Below are 19,330 nucleotides of genomic sequence, written 5' to 3'. Positions count from 1 at the left end.
CTCCTGTCTCAACTACGATCTCAGGAAGAGACTCAAATCACCTGCCAAACGCCGCTGGATGAGCCGTCACTCATTGCTCAGCAGCAGCGTTGGCTGGGGAGAATCCGTTAGCGTGTCGTTAACGCCTGACGCAGGCGAGGACTCAACCACTCGCCCAACGCCATCATGATCAGCAGGATAGCCAACAACCACGGCCAATGAACTGAAAAGGTAACGGTAAACAGCCCTAATGCATCAGCGAAAATAACCAAAATACCCAGCGGGCTGACATAACGCACCATGGCAAGCCATAGCGTATAGGGCAGAGGCGAGAGCCCTAGCTCGTCGCGGAACGTTTCACTCTTCAGGACAAAGCCTGCCAGTATGACGGTGCCTAACCCACCCAATGGCATCATCCAGCGTGAAGTGATGTAGTCCAGCCAGTCAAAGAAGGTCTTGCCTGCCAACGTCCAATCAGCGCCCAGGTTAAAGGAGAGCATGGCAGCGGTACTAATCAACCAAAGAACAATCCCCGTGCTCCACGCAGCACTGCGGCGTGAGAATCCCTTGTTGTCGCAGAGCCAGGAAACGGTCGCCTCGACCATCGAAATGGACGATGTCAGCGCGGCCATGGAGAGCATGGCGAAAAACAGAATCCCAAACAGCGTACCCAGCGGCATGGCCTGGAACGCCAGCGGCAAGCTCATAAAGATAAGCCCGGGGCCTTCACCTGGGTCCATGCCATTGGCAAAAATTACCGGGAAGATCGCCAGCCCCGCCATCAAGGCAACGGCCGTATCTGCAATGGCGACGCTAATGGTGGTACGCCCAATGGAGGCGCCTTTGGGCAGGTAACTTCCGTAGGTAAGAATGGCACCCGAGGCAAGCGATAAGGTAAAGAACGCATGGCCAAGCGCGGCCAACATCCCTTCACTGGAGAGGCTCCCCGCCTTGAAGGAGAACAAAAAGCGTACCGCATCACCAAAGCCACCGGAAAACACGCCGTACACAATCAGCAGTATCAGCATGATAACCAAGCCTGGCATCATCCAACTGATGTTTTTCTCGATCCCCTCCTGAACGCCTTTGCCCACAATAATCATGGTCACCAGCGTAACAAGCGTGCTCCAGAAGCCTAGGCTGAGCGGGTTGGCGTTGTTTTCCCCAAAAACGGCGGCCATGTCGTCAACGCTGGTGCCCACCAGGCCACCGGTTAACATCTTCCACAGATAAGAAAACGACCAACCTGCCACGACCACGTAGAACGACAGAATCAAAAAGCCGCACAGCATGGCCATCCAGCCAAGCAGCGACCACGCCGATGAGCGACCGGACTCGTTAACCACTCGACGAATCGCATCAATGGGGCTGCCGCGCCCGCGCCGCCCGAAAGCGATTTCGCTCATCATTACCGGCACGCCCACCGCAAAAATGCACGCCAGATAGACAAGGACAAACGCGCCACCGCCATACTCGCCGGTGATATACGGGAATTTCCAGATGTTGCCCAGCCCTACCGCCGAACCGGTAGCGGCGAGCACGAACCCCCAGCGGCCCAGCCACTGGATGCGAGGTTGCTCGGAAGACGCCATGACTATCCTTCTGGTGTAAAAAAAGCGTTTATCCTAGAGGATTTCGGCTCAAAAGCACAAAACTCGTTAACTCTTTTCTGAAAACGACCGCCCGACGCCCTTGGCTTCTTCCCGGCCTGCCCCATTCGCTCATCACTTAGCGCTTCAATTAGCGCATTACAGACAGCGCTTTCGCCTCGGCATCCAGCCGCTGGGCAGTTTGGTCCACGCATCGCAGCCACACCAATAGCACCGCCCCCAACGTGACAAAGCCACCGGCCAGCCAAAGGCCCACGGTATAGTGGCCCGAAGCCTCAGCCAGCACGCCGGTTAAGGCGGGTGCAAAGATCTGCGCAGCGCCATACGCCAGCGTCATTTGGCCCATTAAGCGCGCAGGGCTTGCCGGGTAAAGCCTGCCAGCCATGGTCAGCACCAAACTCACGCAGCCTAGAAAAGTGCCGCCATATAGCACCGCGCTGAGCAACACAACCACCAGGTTTGAGGAGATAGCAGGCAATACAATCCCCACGGCCTGGATCGACATGGCCACCACCAGCGCCCCCAAATAGCCAATCCTCCGCGCCACCAAATCCCACAACATAACGGCAGGTGCGGCCGCTAAACCGACCACAGCAAAGGTCCAGTTACCCGCGCCCGCAAGCAGCGGCTCGCGCTCCACGATGGTGACAATAAACGTGGCATTAATCACATAGCCGTACCCGGCACAAAAATAGGCGGGCAACATTAAGCGCATAAAGGTACGCGAAGGCGGCATGGCGGCAGGCAACTCACCTTGACGAGCACCGGGAGCCGGTTTTACAGGGCGAGGCAGCCAGCGCCAAGCGGGTATCAGCAGCACAGCGCCCAATACGCCAAAAATCCACCACTGGCTTTGCCAGTCAAGCGAGAACGCCAGCATTAACTCTACCGCCACAGCAGCCAGCACAATGCCTAACCCCAGCCCCGCAAAATGAATCCCCAGCTCTCCCCGCTGGTGATGGTTCATCAACCAGTGAAGGATCAGCCCAGACGCCAAAAGCATGGCCGCACTGCTGGAAAGCCCCGCAAAAAAACGCAGCGCCGCCCATAGCCAAAAGTTCTCCGTAAGTGCCATGCCCACGGTTGTCAGCACCGCCAGCACCAGGCCAATACGGTAAAGCGTGTCTTTGATGTAAATACTGCGAATCGAGGCGGCCAGCACCGCGCCCAGCATATAGCCCGCGTAATTAAGCGCCGCTAGCCAGCCACCATCCGCGTCGCCCATCCAGGTGTGCTGCTGCATGATCGGCAGCAATGGCGTATAGGCAAAGCGGGCAATGCCAACACACAAAAGCTGACTGCAAACGCCCGCCAACAATACTCTATAGCGCTGAACGCGTAGCGATGCCGCACTCATGCTCTCTCCTGTCGCTGTTTTGACTTAACCGTTGTTTCTAGTTAATTAGCCTGCATATTACGTGTACACGGCGCGGCCCACATCGTCTAATGGTGGAAGAGCCTGATGAATCTGGCAGACTAGTCACACAGATAACCCCATGGAGAGTTTTAATGAGCGATAACGCCAAGCCCTGGACACAACCGATGCCCGAAGCGCAGTTCAAGCTGATGCGCGACATCCTGGCCGCGCCTAGCCCGGTTGGCCTTGAAGGGGCCATGACCTACGGCGTCTTAAAGCCCTACTTCGAGACATTTGCCCCCAAAAGCTGGCACCTTCACCAGTTCAAGGGCAACGCAGGCGTGGTGCTGGATACTCACCCTAACCGCGATGATATGTTCAAGGTCATGATTATCGGCCATGCGGACAAGATCCGTATGCAGGTACGCTCTATCGGCGAAGACGGTAAAATCTGGATCAACACCGACTCCTTTTTACCTTCCGTGCTGATCGGCCATGAAGTGAAGCTGTTCAGCGAAGACCCCGAAAAACCGGGCAGCTACCGCTCGATTGAGGGTGGCACCGTTGAAGCACTCGGCGCCATTCACTTTTCCGACCCAGCAGCGCGCACCGGCGACAAAGGCATTAAGAAAGAGCAGATCTACCTGGACCTGCAAATTCACGGCGAGAACAAAAAGCAGCAAGTGCTTAATTTAGGCGTGCGTCCGGGTGACTCGATTATTTTTGACCGCCCTATCCGCCCCGGCTTCAGCCCCGACACCTTCTACGGCGCCTACCTGGACAACGGCCTGGGCTGTTTTGTAACGGCTGAAGTAGCGCGGTTAATCGCCGAAGCAGGCGGCACTGACAACGTGCGCATTATGTTTGCGATTGCAAGCTACGAAGAGATTGGCCGTTTTGGTAGCCGGGTAATGGCCGGTGAACTAAAACCCGATGCGCTGATTGGCGTGGACGTTAACCACGACTACGTAGCCGCGCCGGGTATCGGCGATAAACGCATGCAGCCGCTGGAAATGGGCAAAGGCTTTACCATGTCGGTAGGTTCGATTGCCAGTGAGCAGTTAAACCGCATCATCGCCAGCGCCGCCAAAGAGCAGGATATTCCGATGCAGCGCGATATGGTGGGCGTCGATACAGGCACCGACGGCATGGCAGGCGTGCTGGCCTCTATCGACAGCGCCGCGACCTCCATCGGTTTTCCGATCCGCAATATGCACACCATTTCGGAAACCGGAAACACCCAGGACGTACTGGCCGCTATCCATGCGCTCACGCATACCCTACAAGCGCTGGACAAACTGCCCAACCTTGAGCGTGAATTTTTGGATAACCATCCGCGCCTTGACCAAGCAAGCGCACTTAGCCACCAGGGGCATGCAAAACCGGAGAACAACGAGGACAAATAACCGCGCTGTTCATTTTCATTAGTACGTTTTTATTAGCACGTTGCAATAAGAAAGCCCCAGGCATCACTGCCTGGGGCTTTATCGGTTCCTCCGTAATCTTTCCTCGCGAACGTCCTGTTCGTGCATCCCTGGCGACCACAAGCACTCCTTGCTTGCTCTTCCTGACCACGTTTCCGTTTGTGGCACTGCCTACCTTGAACCTTAAATGTGTCAAACACATTAACCTGAGATAGGAAAACTTTAAAAGCCCTTAATCTCTAAAAGCTGGTTGCCAATAGCCAACGTAGGCACCGGCGTTATGCGCTGCTTGTACTTAAAAATAGTTAATCTTTATGCACAATAAGAGCCAAATAAAAAGTTAAACGCCAATAACTCTGACAATACGACATGTTACTTTTTATGCTTCCCGCCAAATAACGCCCCAACCCTTGCACCCTCTCAATTTGCTATTGATTACCACGCTGAGTGAAAGCAGCGCTGGCAGACACTCCACAACCTTATACCAAAGTCTAAAATCTACAACCAACGGCGTATAAACGAAAGTGGTAGCATGCCCGCTTCTTATTGTTAGCAAATTATCAATAAATTCATGCAATAGCGTCAGGAGACGAGTATGGGAATGTCATTGTCAAATTGGCGCCACTGGGTACCACTGTTAGCGGGACCACTTCTTTTTGTACTGATACAGGTACTGATGCCAGACACGCTGATTGATCCAGCCCCCCGCACGGTGCTGGCATTAACCGTATGGATGGGCGCCTGGTGGGTGACAGAGCCGGTTCCTATCCCTGTTACTTCTTTTCTACCCATGTTGGTACTGCCGCTTAGCGGTGTGATGGTGTTGGACGAAGCCGTTGTGGGCTACGCCAACCCGGTTATTTACATGTACATGGGTGGGTTTATTCTGGCCATTGCCATTGAGCGCTGGAATCTGCACCGACGCATCGCCCTGTCGATCGTCAACCGCATTGGCAACAGCCTGCGTAGCATCGTATTAGGCGTTTTGATTGCCTCGGCGTTTTTATCCATGTGGATATCCAACGCCGCCACAGCGCTTATGATGCTGCCTATTGCCGTCGCGCTAACCAATGAATTAGACGAACGCGACCAGTTTGAACGTCATCATCGCGATAGCTTTGCACGTATTTTGCTGCTAACCGTTGCTTATTCAGCCTCGATTGGCGGGCTGGCAACCATTATCGGCTCAGTGCCCAATGCCATCGTAGTGGCCATGATCCCGCAGTTTTTTGAAGGGGTAGAAATCAGCTTCTTGCAGTGGATGATTTTCGCGCTGCCACTCACGCTGATCTTACTGGCGATTTTGTACGTCTATCTCACTCGGATATACACAAAAATACCCAATACACCGCTTGAGATTGATTTTGTGGCCCAGGAACTTGCGGCTCTTGGCCCCATGAGCCAGGAAGAGAAGCGTGTCTTGGGCGTATTTGTGGCAACGGCACTGGCTTGGGCGTTACGCGGCTGGCTGGCACCGTTTTTTGACCTACCCATTAACGATACGATTATTGCGGTAACCGCCGCCATTGCACTGTTTGTCATTCCTGCCCACAACGAAAAACGCGCCCTGCTGGTTTGGGACGATATGAAGGGCTTGCCGTGGGGCTTGTTTATACTTTGGGGCGGGGGTATGACGCTCGCTGCTGCGTTCATCGCCAGCGATTTGACCGGTTGGATCAGCGAGCAACTGCAGTTACTGGATGGCGTCAATTACTTCTGGCTACTGTTAATTATGGTGCTGTTAATGTTGTTCTTGACGGAAATCATTTCCAATACCGCAACGGCAAATATGGCGCTGCCCATTACCGCGGGCATGGCTGCAGCCATCACGACCGGCAATCCGCTCGGATTAATGGTGGCGGTTGCTCTCGCCACTACGTGTGCCTTTATGTTGCCGATATCCACCCCGCCTAACGCCGCTGTATTTTCCACAGGGCGTATTTCTATTAAACAAATGGCCAAAGCGGGCTTTGCTATGAACCTCGTAAGCGCTATTGCGATTACGCTGTTTGTTTATTTTATTATGCCGCTGCTGTTACCCACACCTTAATTAGCGAGCTATCTTTTCAAAAGAGTATTAAAAACCCCGGCCATTGCTGGCCGGGAATGATTAGTTCCTCCATAATCCTACACCACGAACATCCTGTTCATGCTTCCTTGTGTACCACAAACATCTTTATCTGCTCTTCCTTAATACGCTGTCCTTGCGCTATGTGGCTACCATGGATCTTAAAGCGCCCACAAAAGCTCATCTTCCGGCCTAATATTAAACGCCCAACAAAATAACAAAATTCACATAAAAAGAACAAGATACACAGCAGCATAGATATATTGTCCGACAACACCACCTATTAAATAATAACAACAGAAGAAAATTATCTTTTAACCAGTATATCAATAAAAGCATCGTTTCAAACCTGGATTGAAACTGCCGCAGGTGAGTAGATATTACATCATGCACAAGGGGATAGCGGTTTTTAGCTAGCCTCACGCCTGTCCAAGGCTTGCCTATAATAGGTTAAGGCGCACCTTCTCCTATGAAGCAGGGAAAGAGTTGGACAGCCGTGATCGCATTTGCACAAGCTCTTTCGAATAATATTGTACGCCGCTTAACTTCCATATAGCTCCTGCACATCGTTAGCCAAGGCGTTCCTTGTGGTCAACCATTTATATTTCAAAGCTATCCTTTAGTATAAATCACCGTCGCCACTCCTATAAGGACTTCCTCAAAGCTTGTTTAAAATCTTTTCATCACACTTTGAGAAAGTCCACTGAGGCGCCTCTTAAAAAGACTTATGTAGCGTTTTACTCCGCAACTATTTCTGATATACGCTATAACGCATACTGCGTTTGAACACCATTCTTTGATACGCTTGATAACGGTCGGCAGGTAAGTAATGAAACTCAGAAGTCAACAACAGTGGATTACTTCACACCTAACGCGCTTTTCAGGCGTGGGCCTGGTACTGGGCACGCTCTTCTTTGCGTTTTCGCTAACGCCAAGCCTTATACCTCGCCCACTCATCGCGCAAGGTATCGTGTCGGGGCTAAGTTTTACCGCAGGATATGCGTTGGGAGTGATGGGGCATGGGCTTTGGCGTTACCTCCATTTACCTGACCCCAATGCGCGGCTGGAAACGTATTTTCACTGGTTAGCCGCCGCTGTATCCCTGAGCATCGCCGCTCTTTTTTTATGGCGAGCCGCCGAATGGCAAAATAGTATTCGCCAACTAATGGAGATGGAACCCGTTAGCGGCACACACCCCTTCTCCATTGCCTTAATTGCCTTGGGTGTGTTTGCGTTTTTAATGCTTATGGCGCTGCTTTTTAGGCGCACCTTCCGGCTGCTTTCACGTAAGTTGGCTTATATTTTGCCCCGCCGAGTGGCCTATGTGCTGGGCACGATCGCCGCTATTGCGCTGTTTTGGCTCGTTATCGAAGGCATTATTTTTTCGTATGCGCTAAAGGTGGCCGACCGCTCGTTTCAGCAGGTAGATGAGCTTATGCAAAGCGACCTCTCTCCGCCTGAAGACCCACTAAAGCCCGGCAGCGCAGAGTCGTTAATTAGCTGGGAAGCGTTAGGCAGCCGTGGCCGGCGCTTTGTGACCGAAGGCCCAAGCGGCGCGCAAATCGGTGACTTTCTGGGCGAAGAAGCTCTTGACCCTGTCCGCGTTTATGTGGGTCTTAATGCTGCTGAAACGCCTACCGAGCGAGCCGAACTCGCGCTGGAAGAACTGATCCGAGTAGGCGGTTTCGAGCGTTCTGTCTTGGTATTAGCAACACCAACAGGGCGTGGGTGGATAGACCCAGGGTCGCAGGATACAGTGGAATACCTACACCGCGGCGACATTGCCACGATAGCGGCCCAATACTCCTATCTGCCCAGCCATCTATCGCTAATTTCTGAAGCCGATTATGGCGTCGAAAATGCCCGGGCGTTATTTGCAGTGGTCTATGATTACTGGTCCAGCCTTCCCAGTGACGAACGTCCTCGGCTGTACCTGTTTGGGCTCAGCCTGGGCGCACTTAACTCGGATCTTTCGTTTGATCTCTACGATATTATTGATGATCCCTTTAATGGAGCGCTATGGGCCGGCCCGCCTTTCCGAAGCGACACATGGAAACGCATTACGGCTGACCGTGACCCCGGCTCGCCAGCTTGGCTACCCAGGTTTCGCGATGGCTCGGTAGTGCGCTTTATGAACCAAACGCAGGGGCTTCAAGAAGTACCGGGAGAATGGGGAAATTTTCGTATTGCCTACCTGCAATATGCCAGCGACCCCATTACGTTTTTTGAACCCGCTTCCTTCTGGCGTGAACCAGACTGGATGCACACACCGCGTGGTCCCGATGTTTCACCCGATCTGCGCTGGTATCCTGTGGTAACAATGCTGCAATTATTGGTAGACCTTACTACCGAAAGCGCCCCGCCAGGCTTTGGCCATGAAATTGCGGCGGAAGACTATATTGATGCCTGGGCCGCGCTTTCCGAACCGCCCGGCTGGGATGAAGAGTCTCTGAAACGTTTACGTGACTTCTTTATTCACGCCAGGGAGGCAAGGATTCAGCACTAGGGTCTGTCTGAAAAGTCGACGAGCGAAGACAAGACAAGGCAAAAATTGGCGAAAAAACGGAGTTTACATGTGTAAATGAGTATTTTGATCGGACTCGCGCACGAGCCAATTTTTAACGCCGTATTGTCGAGCGCAGACACTTTTCAGACAGAGCCTAATCCTCAGGCTGTCTAGCTTGAATACCTTTACCGATAGCCAACAGGTAAGCGCGCCGTGAGTATCGACGCTCGAACGTTTTATCGCAACGGGCCGTCTCATCGCCAGCAGGAGCCCAGTAGCTTTGCGCTTATTCGGCGCCAGTTCGATTTTCGCTCCATCGAAATTGGCCGCTGGGTGACTCCTACTGAGCGCGACCGTGCAGCGGAGCTGTTTCATGATGCGCTGTGCGATTTGATGTTGATTCTACAAGGCCCCGAAACGCTGGTGTCATTACGCGGTTCACTGGCATTGCAGTATGGCAGCGGCGGGCGGCCCGGCGTTGCCGCCCATTACGATCCTGCCCAGCGCAGCTTTGCGCTGGCCAAGAACGCGGGGCCTGGCAGTATTGCCCACGAGTGGTTTCATGCCTTTGATCACTACATTGCGCAAAAGTGTTTCACGGGGCTATCTCGCGATATATTTGCATCAGCCGCTTGGCTGGCTGATGCGCCGCCTATTGTGCACCCGCTTAACCTGCGCCTAATGGAGTGCTTTACGGCCATTCTGCTACAACCCGGCGGCAAGCGGCCCAGCGAGCTTTTTCAGCACTCGGTAGCCATGGACCGCAAGCTGGGACAAGTGTATTACAGCAAACCGGAAGAGCTATGCGCCCGCGCGTTTGAAGCCTTTGTGCAGGACGCGCCGATCAAGAATCACTTTTTGGTTAAAGGCACCAAAGCCACCCCAGAAGCCGAACTTGGCCTTTACCCCCAAGGCAGCGCCCGCCTGCACATTAATACTGCTTTTCAACGCTATTTCAGCCAGTTAGGCCTCGCCTTAAGCCGCTCCCTATAAACCCTGGTTACCAAGTACCAGTCCGTTCATCGTCTCTCTGTTGGTGCACAATCGCTCGCCTACATATCGGCATTTACAAGACGACTAAGCATAAAGTCTAGGTTGTGCAGCCAAAACAGAGTCACCATAATCCGCGCGACTTTAGTTTATTAACCATTAGTTTAATTCAGAAAATAGTGAAATATCCTGGATTGAAAATTCACGCTCAAGGAGCTAAAAATGTCGCTAAGCCTAGCGGGCCTGACCGCTATCGCTGCTATTGTAGCCATGCTGTTAAGCGGACGCGTATCGCCCCTGGTGGCCTTCGTCCTTGTGCCTATTGTTGCCGCCATAGTTACCGGTTTTGGTATTGATGATATCGCGATGTTTTATGAGCAAGGCTTCGCACGCGTTATCCCTGTCGCTGTCATGTTTGTGTTTGCCATTCTGTTCTTCGGTATCCTTCAGGATGCGGGGCTATTTGAACCGGTTATTCGCAAGGTGCTGTCAGTATCCAAAGGCAATGTGGTTAGCATTACCGTAGCCACCGCACTTGTTGCCAGTATTGCCCACCTGGATGGCTCCGGAGCCACCACTTTTCTACTAACCATTCCTGCACTTCTACCAACCTACCAGCGCCTGCGTATGAGCCCTTACCTGCTGTTACTGCTGGTCGGTTTGGGCGCCAGCATTATGAATATGCTTCCCTGGGCTGGCCCGCTCGCCCGAATTGGCTCAGTACTCGGCATGAGCCCAAGCGAGCTATGGCGCCCGCTTATTCCCCTGCAGATATTTGCGCTGGTCCTTCTACTCGCACTGGCAGTGGTATTAGGCCTGCGTGAAAATCGTCGTATCAAGCGCCTACCTTCACTCGACGCTGACGCTGCCTTGAATGACACAGCTACCGCCAATATTCAGGAAACCTTCAAAACACAGCCAGCCGCCGACAAGGTGCCCGGCTGGAAAATGGCCTTTAATGCGCTGCTGTTATTCGCGGTTGTCGTTGCGCTTACCATGGACACTTTGCCGCCCGCGCTGATCTTTATGATCGGTGTTGCCTTGGCACTACCGGTTAACATTCCCCAGATGGATGGGCAAATGCAGAGCATCAAACGCCATGCGCCCAATGCCCTTGTTATGGCCACCATTATTATTGCTGCGGGCACCTTCCTCGGGATTCTTAATGGCTCCAATATGCTGAGCGAGTTATCGGCGGATATCGTGGCAATTCTACCGGCAGCCGTGGTGCCCTATATGCACATATTGATCGGCATTTTTGGCGTACCGTTTGATCTTATCCTGAGCACCGATGCGTACTTCTTCGCCTTTTTGCCTATCGTGATTGAAGTGGTCGGCAATGCAGGGGTTCCAGCGGTTTCAACCGCGTACGCAATGGTGATCGGTAATATTATCGGCACCTTTGTTAGCCCGCTTGCCCCGGCCGTTTGGTTAGCGTTACAGCTTGCCGGGCTGGAAATGGGCAAACATATCCGGTACTCCTTCGGCATTATGTGGGTCTTCAGCCTGGTATTACTGCTTTTTGGCTACCTTATCGGTGTCATCACTCTGTAGCCCAAAGCTGCACGACAGCCACTTGTAAAACGCTGTGAAAAAAGCTCGCTGAGGCATCCCCTCATGCGAGCTTTTTTTATGCTTTTTTCAAACGAGGTAGCAAGTAGTCAGGCCTTTAATTACCCGGCTGGCCTGGGAAAGGAACAAATTCGCTATTGTCGTCAGGTGGCAGTTGGAAGCGGCCATGTTCAAAGTCGCCTTCAATCCATGCTTCCTTGGCGGCTTCAAGCTTCTCTTTGGAAGAGGCGACAAAGTTCCAGGAGACGTAGCGCGGGCCGTTAAGCGTCTCGCCGCCCAACAGCATTAAGCGCGCGCCGCGCTCGCCTGCCGTAACGGTAATCGGGTCGCCTGGGCGGAACACCATCATCCGGCCCTCCTCGAACACTTCACCGGCGATAATCACGCTGCCCGAGGTAATATAAACGCCTCTGTCTTCATGGTTATCAGGCAGTGGCAATTTAGCGCCCGGCATCAAGCTAGCATCAGCATAAAACATGTCCGAGAAGGTCTGTACGGGCGCTTTCTCACCCCACGCCGTGCCTAGAATCAAGCGCACCTCTTTGCCTTCACCCTGCAGTAGCGGCAGTGCGTCCTGGCCCTAGTGCTCAAAGGTGGCGGGTTTATCTTCGTGTTCTTCAGGCAACGCTACCCAGGTTTGAATGCCAAACAGTGAATGGGTTGGCTGCCGACGGGTAATGGGGCTGGTGCGCTCTGAATGCGTCACGCCATTGCCGGCCACCATCCAGTTGACCTCTCCCGGATAGATCATTTGGTTGGTGCCCAGGCTATCACGGTGCTGAAATTCACCCTTATAAAGGTACGTAACGGTGGCCAGGCCGATATGCGGATGAGGGCGAACATCGATTCCACCTTCCGTTAAGAATTCGGCAGGCCCCATTTGATCGAAGAATATAAACGGGCCGACCATCTGCCGCTTGGGCGCAGGCAATGCGCGGCGCACTTCAAAGCCGCCCAGGTCACGCGCACGGGGAATAATCAGCGTCTCGATATCCTTCAGACCACCCGCTGATGGGCATTGGGGTTCAATCGTCGGCACCCAACTCATGTGCTGCACTCCTCAAAAATAGCGTAGGCAAGACGGCCCGGCTTTATCGTTATGTTTTATGGCGTAGTAACCGTTATTGATGAAGATAAACCTGCCTTGCTGCCCCAAGTGAGAGATAAGCCACTGGCGACAGATTCCGCCGCCAGTGGTTACTCGTAATTACTTGCTCGTCAGCGTGCTGTAGCTGTTCATCAGGTTGCGGTAATCGGGAATGTGGTTAGCGAACAAGGTACCCAGACCTTCAACATCATTGCGCCAGTCGCGGTGAAGCTCACACGCCGCGCCAAACCAGCTCATCATTTGCGCACCGGCGGCTGACATACGGTCCCAGGCAGCATCGCGCGTCATGGCATTAAAGGTGCCGGATGCATCGGTGATCACGAACACGTCAAACTCTTCTTCCAGGGCAGAAAGTGCCGGAAAGGCAACACACACTTCGGTAACGATGCCCGCGATAATCAGCTGCTTTTTACCGGTCGCTTTAACGGCCTTAACGAAATCTTCGTTGTCCCACGCGTTAATTTGGCCAGGGCGAGCGATGTAAGGCGCGTCGGGGAAGCGCTCTTTTAACTCAGGCATTAACGGGCCGTTAGGGCCATTTTCAAAACTGGTGGTCAAGATAGTGGGCAAACCGAAGTACTTTGCTGTATCAGCCAAGGCCAATACGTTATTTTTGAAACGGTCAGGTTCAATGTCGCGCACCAGTGAAAGCAGGCCCGCTTGATGATCAACCAACAATACGGCGGCATTATCTTTATCTAGACGAACGTAAGGTTTTGACATGATCCACTCCTAGCACTCAGTTAATGGAGCCATCACCATTGGTAGCTCCGGTTGGCCTTGCGACTTACAAAACTGAGTGTAGACGGTCGTCTGTTCGGTGATTAGATGGGAAAATCACAACACACCGTTTCAATTTGAGAACGATAATGACAATCCCCAATCTCAACGACCTGTACTATTTTGTCCAAGTGGTGGACCACGAAGGCTTTGCACCCGCCGGGCACGCCCTGGGCATCGCCAAGTCAAAGCTTAGCCGACACGTTGGGGAGCTTGAAAAACAATTAGGGGTATTGCTACTCCACCGTTCAACGCGGCATCTGCGAATGACCGATATCGGCCAGCGCTATTACCTGCACTGTAAAGCCATGCTGGAAGAAGTTGAGGCTGCCCAGCAGGTAATTGAAGAGAGCCAGTCTGGGCCTTGCGGCATCATACGGCTTAGCTGCCCCACCGGGTTACTTAACTTTCATGTCAGCAAGATGCTGGCGGATTTCATGAGTCTCTACCCCCAGGTACATATTCACCTGGAAGCCACCAACCGCCATGTAGACCCCCTGACGGAAGGTGTGGATATTGCTATTCGTGCCCGCCCTCTACCGTTTGAAGATAGCGATCTGTTCCACAAGGTGCTGTCAGCAAGCAGCCAGTGCCTGGTGGCCAGCCCGAAACTGCTCAGCCGCTATGGGAAGCCGAAAGCGCCCTGCGACCTTGCCCGCTTTCCCAGTATCAGCCGCGCAAGGCCCGTTGAACAGCACGCTTGGCGATTACAGCGCGACGAACACATCGAGGTTATTGAGCATACGCCACGCTTTATCACCACCGACATGACCGCCCTTTACCATGCCACGCTAGCAGGCATTGGTATTGCGCAAATGCCCAAGCTGGTGCTGCCGGGCGCCATTGATTCCGGCCAGCTGACGCTTGTTTTACCGGAATGGGAACTGCGCCAAGAAGTGATTCACGCGGTTTACCTCGCACGCCGCGAGTTACTTCCCTCAGTGCGCGTGTTGCTGGACTTTATGGAGGAATGCTACGCCGAGCTTGAACTATAAATCACTAACGCAATTACATAACACTGGGAGCCGGGTCTATGCTGACGTTACCAACACAGGAGGTGCAATATGGCTCAACAACAGTGTGCTTGCCCGAAATGCGATTGTTCCGTGGACGACCAATCCATTGAGAAAGACGGTCAGAAATTCTGCTCCGAGGCGTGTGCTATTGCCCATACAGACGGCTCCACGGGCTGCGGCCACAACTGTAGCTGCGGAAAACCAGCATAGCCTTAACGTGCCTGCAGTAGTCATCATAGCGCCCAGCACCTCTGCTGGGCGCTAATGGGTTAAGTCTCTGCTTTCCTCTGTTCGTTGCTACGTTTAATTTCTACTTTCAGCTTCTACTTCAGCTCCTAATTGGCATCAGCCCCTTAATCAGCCACCGGTTAATCATTCCGTATCGGCATGTTCGCCTCGCCACGTGCGAAAAAGCCACCCATGCACTAGGCTTAAAGGCTCTCCCCCTTACAAGGAATGTAAATATGCCTTCTACTACCGTTATTGTTGTCGTGGTTGTCGTGATCGCCGTACTAGGGATTGGCTTTAGCGGCGTTCTGCCGTTTTAAATAGTTTGCTGTTCTAACTACGAGACAATTCAACGACTGCTGGCTCGAATGTTAATAACGTGCGAACAGGGAAGATTAAACTTCCGAATGCTACAAGAAATGCCCGCTGAGCCATCAGCGGGCATTTTTCTGTGTGGTCACTTCGTAAGGTTATTCGTTCAGCTTTTCGGGCTTGGGTGGGCTGCCTACTTTCACTTTAGTAAGGTCCTCATGAGAAAGGCCGCGCAGCAGCGATAGCATCATGACAAACACCAGGATAAACATGGGCAAACCGACCACGGTAATTACCTCTTGTAGTGCGGTAAGCCCCGCATCACCCGCCAGCACAATCAGCATAGCGGCCAGCATGCCTTCCGAAACACCCCAGAATACGCGCTGATGCCAAGGGCCAGGGTCGGCGCTGCCGGTACACAACATATCGACCACCAACGACGCAGAATCTGACGAAGTAGCGAAGAAAATTGCCACGATTACCACCGCCAAGCCCTGGATTAACGTAGCCGCTGGGAAGTTCTCAAAAAACGCGAACATGGCGAGCGGGATGCTTTCAGCCACGGCGGCGGACAAGGCACCCGCCTGGTCCCCCATTGCCTCGCGAGCCGCTGCGCCAATGCCATCAATCTCCATGGCCGACCAACCAAAGATTGCAAACCACACCAGCGTAAACATGGAAGGCGCAAACAGCACACCCAGCACAAACTCACGGATGGTGCGCCCGCGAGAGATACGTGCCACAAAGATGCCGATGAAAGGCGACCATGTCACCGTCCAGGCCCAATAGAACACCGTCCAACTGCCCTGCCACCCCCAGCCACTGCCGTCGGTGCTGGCGTAGCGAGCCAGGGTGTCATTCCAGAACGCCATCGGCAACAGGTTAGTGATGTACAAGCCAAAGGTTTCAACAACCGCACGTAACAAAAACACGGTCGAGCCGGTAAGCAGCACAAACACCAGCAAGCCAACCGCCATGCCAATATTGATATTGGAAAGCCGCTTCACGCCTGAATCCAGCCCCGCCACAATCGACCCCACAGCAACGGCGGTCAGCACAGCGATAATAACCACCTTGGTAAACACCGCATCTGGCACACCGAACAGTTCGGTTAACCCTGCATTGATCTGTTGAGTGCCCAAGCCAATGGAAACCGCCACGCCAAACAACGTGCCGAGAATGGCAAAGATATCGAGGGTTTTGCCGACAGGGCCGTAAATGCGCTCGCCCAGCAACGGGTAGAACACGGAGCTAAAACGCATCGGCAAGTTGTAACGATAGATAAAGTACGCAAACGCCAGCCCCGGCATCGCAAAAATCGCCCAGGTATGCAGCCCCAAGTGATAGATCGAAAAGCTCATGGCATCATCGGCGGCTTCTACCGAAAAGGGTTCGACACCCGGCCTTGGCGGCGTAGAGAAGTGGGAAATAGGCTCGGCAACCCCCCAGAACATCAACACCGTACCGATACCACCCGCAAACAGCATGGTGAACCAGGAAATGTTGCTATACGCAGGCTTGGCGTCGTTACCACCCAAGCGAATTGCCCCGTAACGGCTAATCGCCACCCACAGCAAAAACGCCACCCAACAGGTCACCCCTAAAATAAAAAACCAGCCAAGGTTAGTAACCACCCACTCCCGCCCCGCACCAAAGGCACTCCCTATCGCGTCCGGTGCAATCAACAGCGCCACCAGGAACAGGACCATGATGCCTGCAGAGGTGAAAAAAATAGTCGGATCCGTCCGAAGGCCCAGCTTGTTGGCGAGATTATTGAGCATAATCTTTCCTCTTGTCTTTACAACAAGGTAGGAGCTATGGGGCGATTGCGCCAAAGTGCCAGGTACTAGCGGCGGGTACAACATGGTTCAGAGCAGTTTTTCAGCTACTACCAGCAGAAAGCGCAAGTGCGGGCGGATATGTTGCCGGAGTCGCCGTTAACCTTGAATGGCTACAAGCCGCAGATTGATGCCACGGCTTGGGTGGTGAGTGAGGTTAAAGGATAAGCGAGCTGTTTCCATGCCATAATACTTGCCCCGTTTTCAGGAGGCGGCATGGGCATTATTTTTGGTAGCCGAGAGTTTATTGATGACACCACTCTTCCAGGCGCACAGATTCAACACTTTTCACTGGCGGGGACAAACTACGGCGCGCTATTTATTCCACGACAAGCTTGGGATGATAGTACTGCGCTGAAGGTGAATCAGGAACTCGGCATTCCTATCCCAGCAGACGCCTACGAGACAAAATTTGACACTCTCGATAGCTTGTTAGATGACAATCCTTTTACCTCTCAGCGAGGAACATGCTATGCATTTATACGTCAATGATCACACCACTCAGCAGCAGCGCAAAGCAGCGACTATTCAGGCTGCACGTAAGCGTTATCTTGCTGCAAAGCGCCAGGGTAAGGAAACTGTCAGCCTGAGCGCTGAAGAAGCCCAGAAGCGCGCCCAGAAATCGGTGTTTCGCTGACCTAATCGTCAGTTACCCGATCCTAATATATAACCCCCGGCCATCCACTGGCCGAGGGTCTTTGGTATCCGTATCCTTACAGCAAAGCTGGCTCCATCCGGCTCGCGCATCCAATCGCACCCACAACCTAACAGACAATGCAGCTTCGCGATGTAAGACGTTGCCGTCACATTTGTAAGAGATTACTTACAAAGCCCAACGCCTCGCCTGCGTAATCCCCCGATTTCTACCGCTATGCAGGCCAATACCTAAAAGCCTGGGTGGCTCCGGCACCTCGAGTTAAGCAAGTTGAAGAAGATCCCGAGGAAGAAACCGAGGCGCAGACTACATCGCCTGAAAATGATTGAATCGTTTTAATCCAGCCATAGTAAATTTACCGGTCACTGCGTATGGCCGGTTTTTTGTTATAGCGGCATTTCTGTAGGTTATGGGAAATCAGAAGAGACAGCCTACCGGCCAACAATTTTATTATTGCACTGAGTAGATACTTTAATTTGCAGGGGGTTTCGGGCATAAACGGACATTTAACGATGACTAATATAACGCAGAGCGCACCGGTGGCCTTTTTGGAGCAACGCGGAGAAAAGGCCATCCGAGTGGGCGTTTTGTTATAGGTGTCTCTGTCAATCTTCAATGAAGAAGTCCGTATCCACCTTTTTGACTTCATATATCGTTGCCGTACTGACTCCAACACCATGATCAATCATCAGCTGCACGAGATCTGCGCCATCTATCAGGACAACCTTCGGATCAATTTGACCGACGTAATCCAGTGCCTCTTTCGAGAAGCGGCTGGTTGTGATGAACACCCCTTTCTTGGCTCTTTGGCCATGAAGCGCTCCAACAAATTTCTGAATCTCTGGTCGGCCAACCGCTGCTTCCCAACGCTTTGCCTGAAGGTATATGGTTTCCAGACCGAGACGATCTTCTTTGATGACGCCATCAATACCTTCATCTGCTGTTTTTCGAGTAGCCTTGCCCGCTTCTTTGACAGAGCCCCCATACCCCATTGAAACGATAAGGTGAATAACCAGTTTTTCGAAAAATTCCGGCGTATTGTTCTTTACCAGATGAAGCAGCTCGTTTGCCGTTTCATCCCGTAACTGCTGGTAGGCTTGCTCCAATGTCTCTTCCGGAGTCGTAGTTGCTGCCTCGTCGTCGCCCGTGTGGGTTACTTTCTCGGTTCGGTTTTTGCTGCTTGCCTGCCGAAATGCCTGGAACTCCTCAAACCGCTGCAAAAATTTTATGTCTATCCGACATGGGTTTTCTGAAAGAATTTTTCGGCCGCGATCAGAAATATGAAATTTACCCCGCTTGGGCGATTTCAGGACTCCGGCTTGGGTCAAATAGACCTTCGCCCAAGCTACGCGGTTTGCAAATGTAGATTGCCGACCGCTTGGCAGCCTTTCCTCAAGATCTTCTTGAGACAGCTCCATTATTTTCGCCAACCCCTCACGGGCTTCCTGCATCGTATGCTCTTCGCCATCAGCGGAGAATTTGAGCAATGGCAACATCAATGATTGAAAATCAGGTACAGCCAAGGGGTACTCCCATACTCTTTACCTATAACGCCGCATTCAGCGGCTTGTCCGCTGCAATGCTTGGTTAGAAGCGCTCATCGCATCCAACTCGCCTGGGTCACGCAAATACATTTTCACTAACTGACGCTTATCGAGCCCTTTGTTGCTAAGCCCTATGTCTTCACGAATTGCTTTGTACAACTTATCTACAGCAAAAAGTACGTTGCCGCCAGATTCTGATACTTTCTGAAAGTTCAGCTGGGCGTTGATAACCTTCGGGGAGCCCCATAAAACGACATTCGTTTTGAATCCCACCATGAAATCAACGAGCTCTTGCTGTGATGGTGGCTCAAGGGAAACGTTTTCATTCTGCTCAGACATCATC

The 19,330-nt window shown here is 52.7% G+C and carries 17 protein-coding genes; 9 read left to right on the top strand and 8 right to left on the bottom strand.

The genetic code is table 11. The features are described 5' to 3' along the window. Positions 1-107 precede the first annotated feature (107 nt). Together ACT3TY_RS04045 and ACT3TY_RS04040 are read right to left on the bottom strand one after the other, a co-directional pair. Positions 108-1,571, bottom strand: a complete 1,464-nt coding sequence (locus tag ACT3TY_RS04045) for a sodium-dependent transporter (RefSeq protein WP_444627416.1) — start codon at positions 1,569-1,571, stop codon at positions 108-110. Between the two features lie 148 nt (positions 1,572-1,719). Next, on the bottom strand, positions 1,720-2,946 hold the full coding sequence (locus ACT3TY_RS04040) for a YbfB/YjiJ family MFS transporter (RefSeq protein WP_444627415.1): 1,227 nt from the start codon (positions 2,944-2,946) through the stop codon (positions 1,720-1,722). A gap of 152 nt (positions 2,947-3,098) precedes the next feature. Between ACT3TY_RS04040 and ACT3TY_RS04035 the strand changes: the two genes are divergently transcribed. The 5 genes from ACT3TY_RS04035 (at position 3,099) to ACT3TY_RS04015 (ending at position 11,488) form a co-directional block, all read left to right on the top strand. Continuing rightward, the gene (locus tag ACT3TY_RS04035) at positions 3,099-4,352 is read left to right on the top strand and encodes a M20/M25/M40 family metallo-hydrolase (RefSeq protein WP_441679057.1); all 1,254 of its coding nucleotides are present in this window, start codon (positions 3,099-3,101) and stop codon (positions 4,350-4,352) included. Positions 4,353-4,971: 619 nt separating this feature from the next. Beyond that, a complete protein-coding gene (locus tag ACT3TY_RS04030) occupies positions 4,972-6,420 on the top strand; it encodes an SLC13 family permease (RefSeq protein ID WP_225733806.1) in 1,449 nt (482 codons plus the stop codon). Between the two features lie 847 nt (positions 6,421-7,267). After that, a complete protein-coding gene (locus ACT3TY_RS04025) occupies positions 7,268-8,944 on the top strand; it encodes an alpha/beta hydrolase (protein ID WP_444627413.1) in 1,677 nt (558 codons plus the stop codon). Between the two features lie 213 nt (positions 8,945-9,157). Then, the gene (locus tag ACT3TY_RS04020) at positions 9,158-9,937 is read left to right on the top strand and encodes a CLCA_X family protein (RefSeq protein ID WP_444627412.1); all 780 of its coding nucleotides are present in this window, start codon (positions 9,158-9,160) and stop codon (positions 9,935-9,937) included. A gap of 219 nt (positions 9,938-10,156) precedes the next feature. After that, positions 10,157-11,488 (top strand): CitMHS family transporter, encoded by a 1,332-nt coding sequence (locus ACT3TY_RS04015; protein ID WP_192528636.1) that lies wholly within the window; start codon positions 10,157-10,159, stop codon positions 11,486-11,488. 115 nt (positions 11,489-11,603) lie between these two features. Here the strand turns inward: ACT3TY_RS04015 and ACT3TY_RS04010 are convergent, their stop codons facing one another. The 3 genes from ACT3TY_RS04010 to ycaC all read right to left on the bottom strand — a co-directional run bounded on the left by ACT3TY_RS04010 (position 11,604) and on the right by ycaC (position 13,337). Then, positions 11,604-12,044, bottom strand: a complete 441-nt coding sequence (locus ACT3TY_RS04010; protein WP_444627411.1) for a pirin family protein — start codon at positions 12,042-12,044, stop codon at positions 11,604-11,606. A gap of 42 nt (positions 12,045-12,086) precedes the next feature. Further along, a complete protein-coding gene (locus ACT3TY_RS04005) occupies positions 12,087-12,554 on the bottom strand; it encodes a pirin family protein (RefSeq protein WP_444627410.1) in 468 nt (155 codons plus the stop codon). 159 nt (positions 12,555-12,713) lie between these two features. Continuing rightward, positions 12,714-13,337 carry an isochorismate family cysteine hydrolase YcaC gene (gene ycaC, locus ACT3TY_RS04000; protein WP_192528638.1) on the bottom strand — a complete coding sequence of 208 codons (624 nt, stop codon included), beginning with the start codon at positions 13,335-13,337 and terminating at the stop codon, positions 12,714-12,716. 146 nt (positions 13,338-13,483) lie between these two features. On the opposite strand from ycaC, the gene ACT3TY_RS03995 reads away from it, so the two are divergent. Then, a complete protein-coding gene (locus ACT3TY_RS03995; protein WP_444627408.1) occupies positions 13,484-14,389 on the top strand; it encodes a LysR substrate-binding domain-containing protein in 906 nt (301 codons plus the stop codon). A gap of 69 nt (positions 14,390-14,458) precedes the next feature. Next, positions 14,459-14,620 carry a metallothionein gene (locus ACT3TY_RS03990; RefSeq protein WP_193053101.1) on the top strand — a complete coding sequence of 54 codons (162 nt, stop codon included), beginning with the start codon at positions 14,459-14,461 and terminating at the stop codon, positions 14,618-14,620. Positions 14,621-15,108: 488 nt separating this feature from the next. Here ACT3TY_RS03990 and ACT3TY_RS03985 read toward each other — a convergent pair whose 3' ends face one another. Continuing rightward, a complete protein-coding gene (locus ACT3TY_RS03985; protein WP_444627407.1) occupies positions 15,109-16,731 on the bottom strand; it encodes a BCCT family transporter in 1,623 nt (540 codons plus the stop codon). Positions 16,732-17,004: 273 nt separating this feature from the next. Here ACT3TY_RS03985 and ACT3TY_RS03980 point away from each other — a divergent pair, with 273 nt between their 5' ends. Continuing rightward, entirely contained in the window at positions 17,005-17,280 is a 276-nt protein-coding gene (locus ACT3TY_RS03980; protein ID WP_444627406.1) for a hypothetical protein, read from the top strand. Beyond that, positions 17,261-17,425 (top strand): hypothetical protein, encoded by a 165-nt coding sequence (locus ACT3TY_RS03975; protein WP_444627404.1) that lies wholly within the window; start codon positions 17,261-17,263, stop codon positions 17,423-17,425. Before ACT3TY_RS03980 ends, ACT3TY_RS03975 begins: the two co-directional genes overlap by 20 nt. A 623-nt stretch (positions 17,426-18,048) precedes the next feature. Here ACT3TY_RS03975 and ACT3TY_RS03970 read toward each other — a convergent pair. Further along, on the bottom strand, positions 18,049-18,966 hold the full coding sequence (locus ACT3TY_RS03970) for a restriction endonuclease (RefSeq protein ID WP_172117160.1): 918 nt from the start codon (positions 18,964-18,966) through the stop codon (positions 18,049-18,051). A gap of 36 nt (positions 18,967-19,002) precedes the next feature. Further along, positions 19,003-19,330, bottom strand: a 328-nt coding sequence (locus ACT3TY_RS03965) for a hypothetical protein (RefSeq protein ID WP_444627403.1), incomplete at its 5' end; no start/stop codon positions are given.

The sequence above is a fragment of the Halomonas sp. AOP22-C1-8 genome, assembly GCF_052378905.1.
GTDB classification, from domain to species: Bacteria; Pseudomonadota; Gammaproteobacteria; order Pseudomonadales; family Halomonadaceae; genus Vreelandella; species Vreelandella citrativorans.
The sequence above is the reverse complement of the archived record's forward strand: the minus strand, read 5'-3'. Positions and strand labels throughout refer to the sequence as shown.

Bases quoted from the DNA above. Each gene is read 5' to 3' on its own strand.
- ACT3TY_RS04005 (WP_444627410.1), bottom strand. From the start codon at position 12,554: ATGAGTTGGGTGCCGACGATTGAACCCCAATGCCCATCAGCGGGTGGT.
- ACT3TY_RS03985 (WP_444627407.1), bottom strand. From the start codon at position 16,731: ATGCTCAATAATCTCGCCAACAAGCTGGGCCTTCGGACGGATCCGACT.
- ACT3TY_RS04040 (WP_444627415.1), bottom strand. From the start codon at position 2,946: ATGAGTGCGGCATCGCTACGCGTTCAGCGCTATAGAGTATTGTTGGCG.
- ACT3TY_RS04015 (WP_192528636.1), top strand. From the start codon at position 10,157: ATGTCGCTAAGCCTAGCGGGCCTGACCGCTATCGCTGCTATTGTAGCC.
- ACT3TY_RS03990 (WP_193053101.1), top strand. From the start codon at position 14,459: ATGGCTCAACAACAGTGTGCTTGCCCGAAATGCGATTGTTCCGTGGAC.
- ACT3TY_RS04030 (WP_225733806.1), top strand. From the start codon at position 4,972: ATGTCATTGTCAAATTGGCGCCACTGGGTACCACTGTTAGCGGGACCA.
- ACT3TY_RS04035 (WP_441679057.1), top strand. From the start codon at position 3,099: ATGAGCGATAACGCCAAGCCCTGGACACAACCGATGCCCGAAGCGCAG.
- ycaC (WP_192528638.1), bottom strand. From the start codon at position 13,337: ATGTCAAAACCTTACGTTCGTCTAGATAAAGATAATGCCGCCGTATTG.
- ACT3TY_RS03980 (WP_444627406.1), top strand. From the start codon at position 17,005: ATGGGCATTATTTTTGGTAGCCGAGAGTTTATTGATGACACCACTCTT.
- ACT3TY_RS03975 (WP_444627404.1), top strand. From the start codon at position 17,261: ATGCATTTATACGTCAATGATCACACCACTCAGCAGCAGCGCAAAGCA.
- ACT3TY_RS04025 (WP_444627413.1), top strand. From the start codon at position 7,268: ATGAAACTCAGAAGTCAACAACAGTGGATTACTTCACACCTAACGCGC.
- ACT3TY_RS03995 (WP_444627408.1), top strand. From the start codon at position 13,484: ATGACAATCCCCAATCTCAACGACCTGTACTATTTTGTCCAAGTGGTG.
- ACT3TY_RS04045 (WP_444627416.1), bottom strand. From the start codon at position 1,571: ATGGCGTCTTCCGAGCAACCTCGCATCCAGTGGCTGGGCCGCTGGGGG.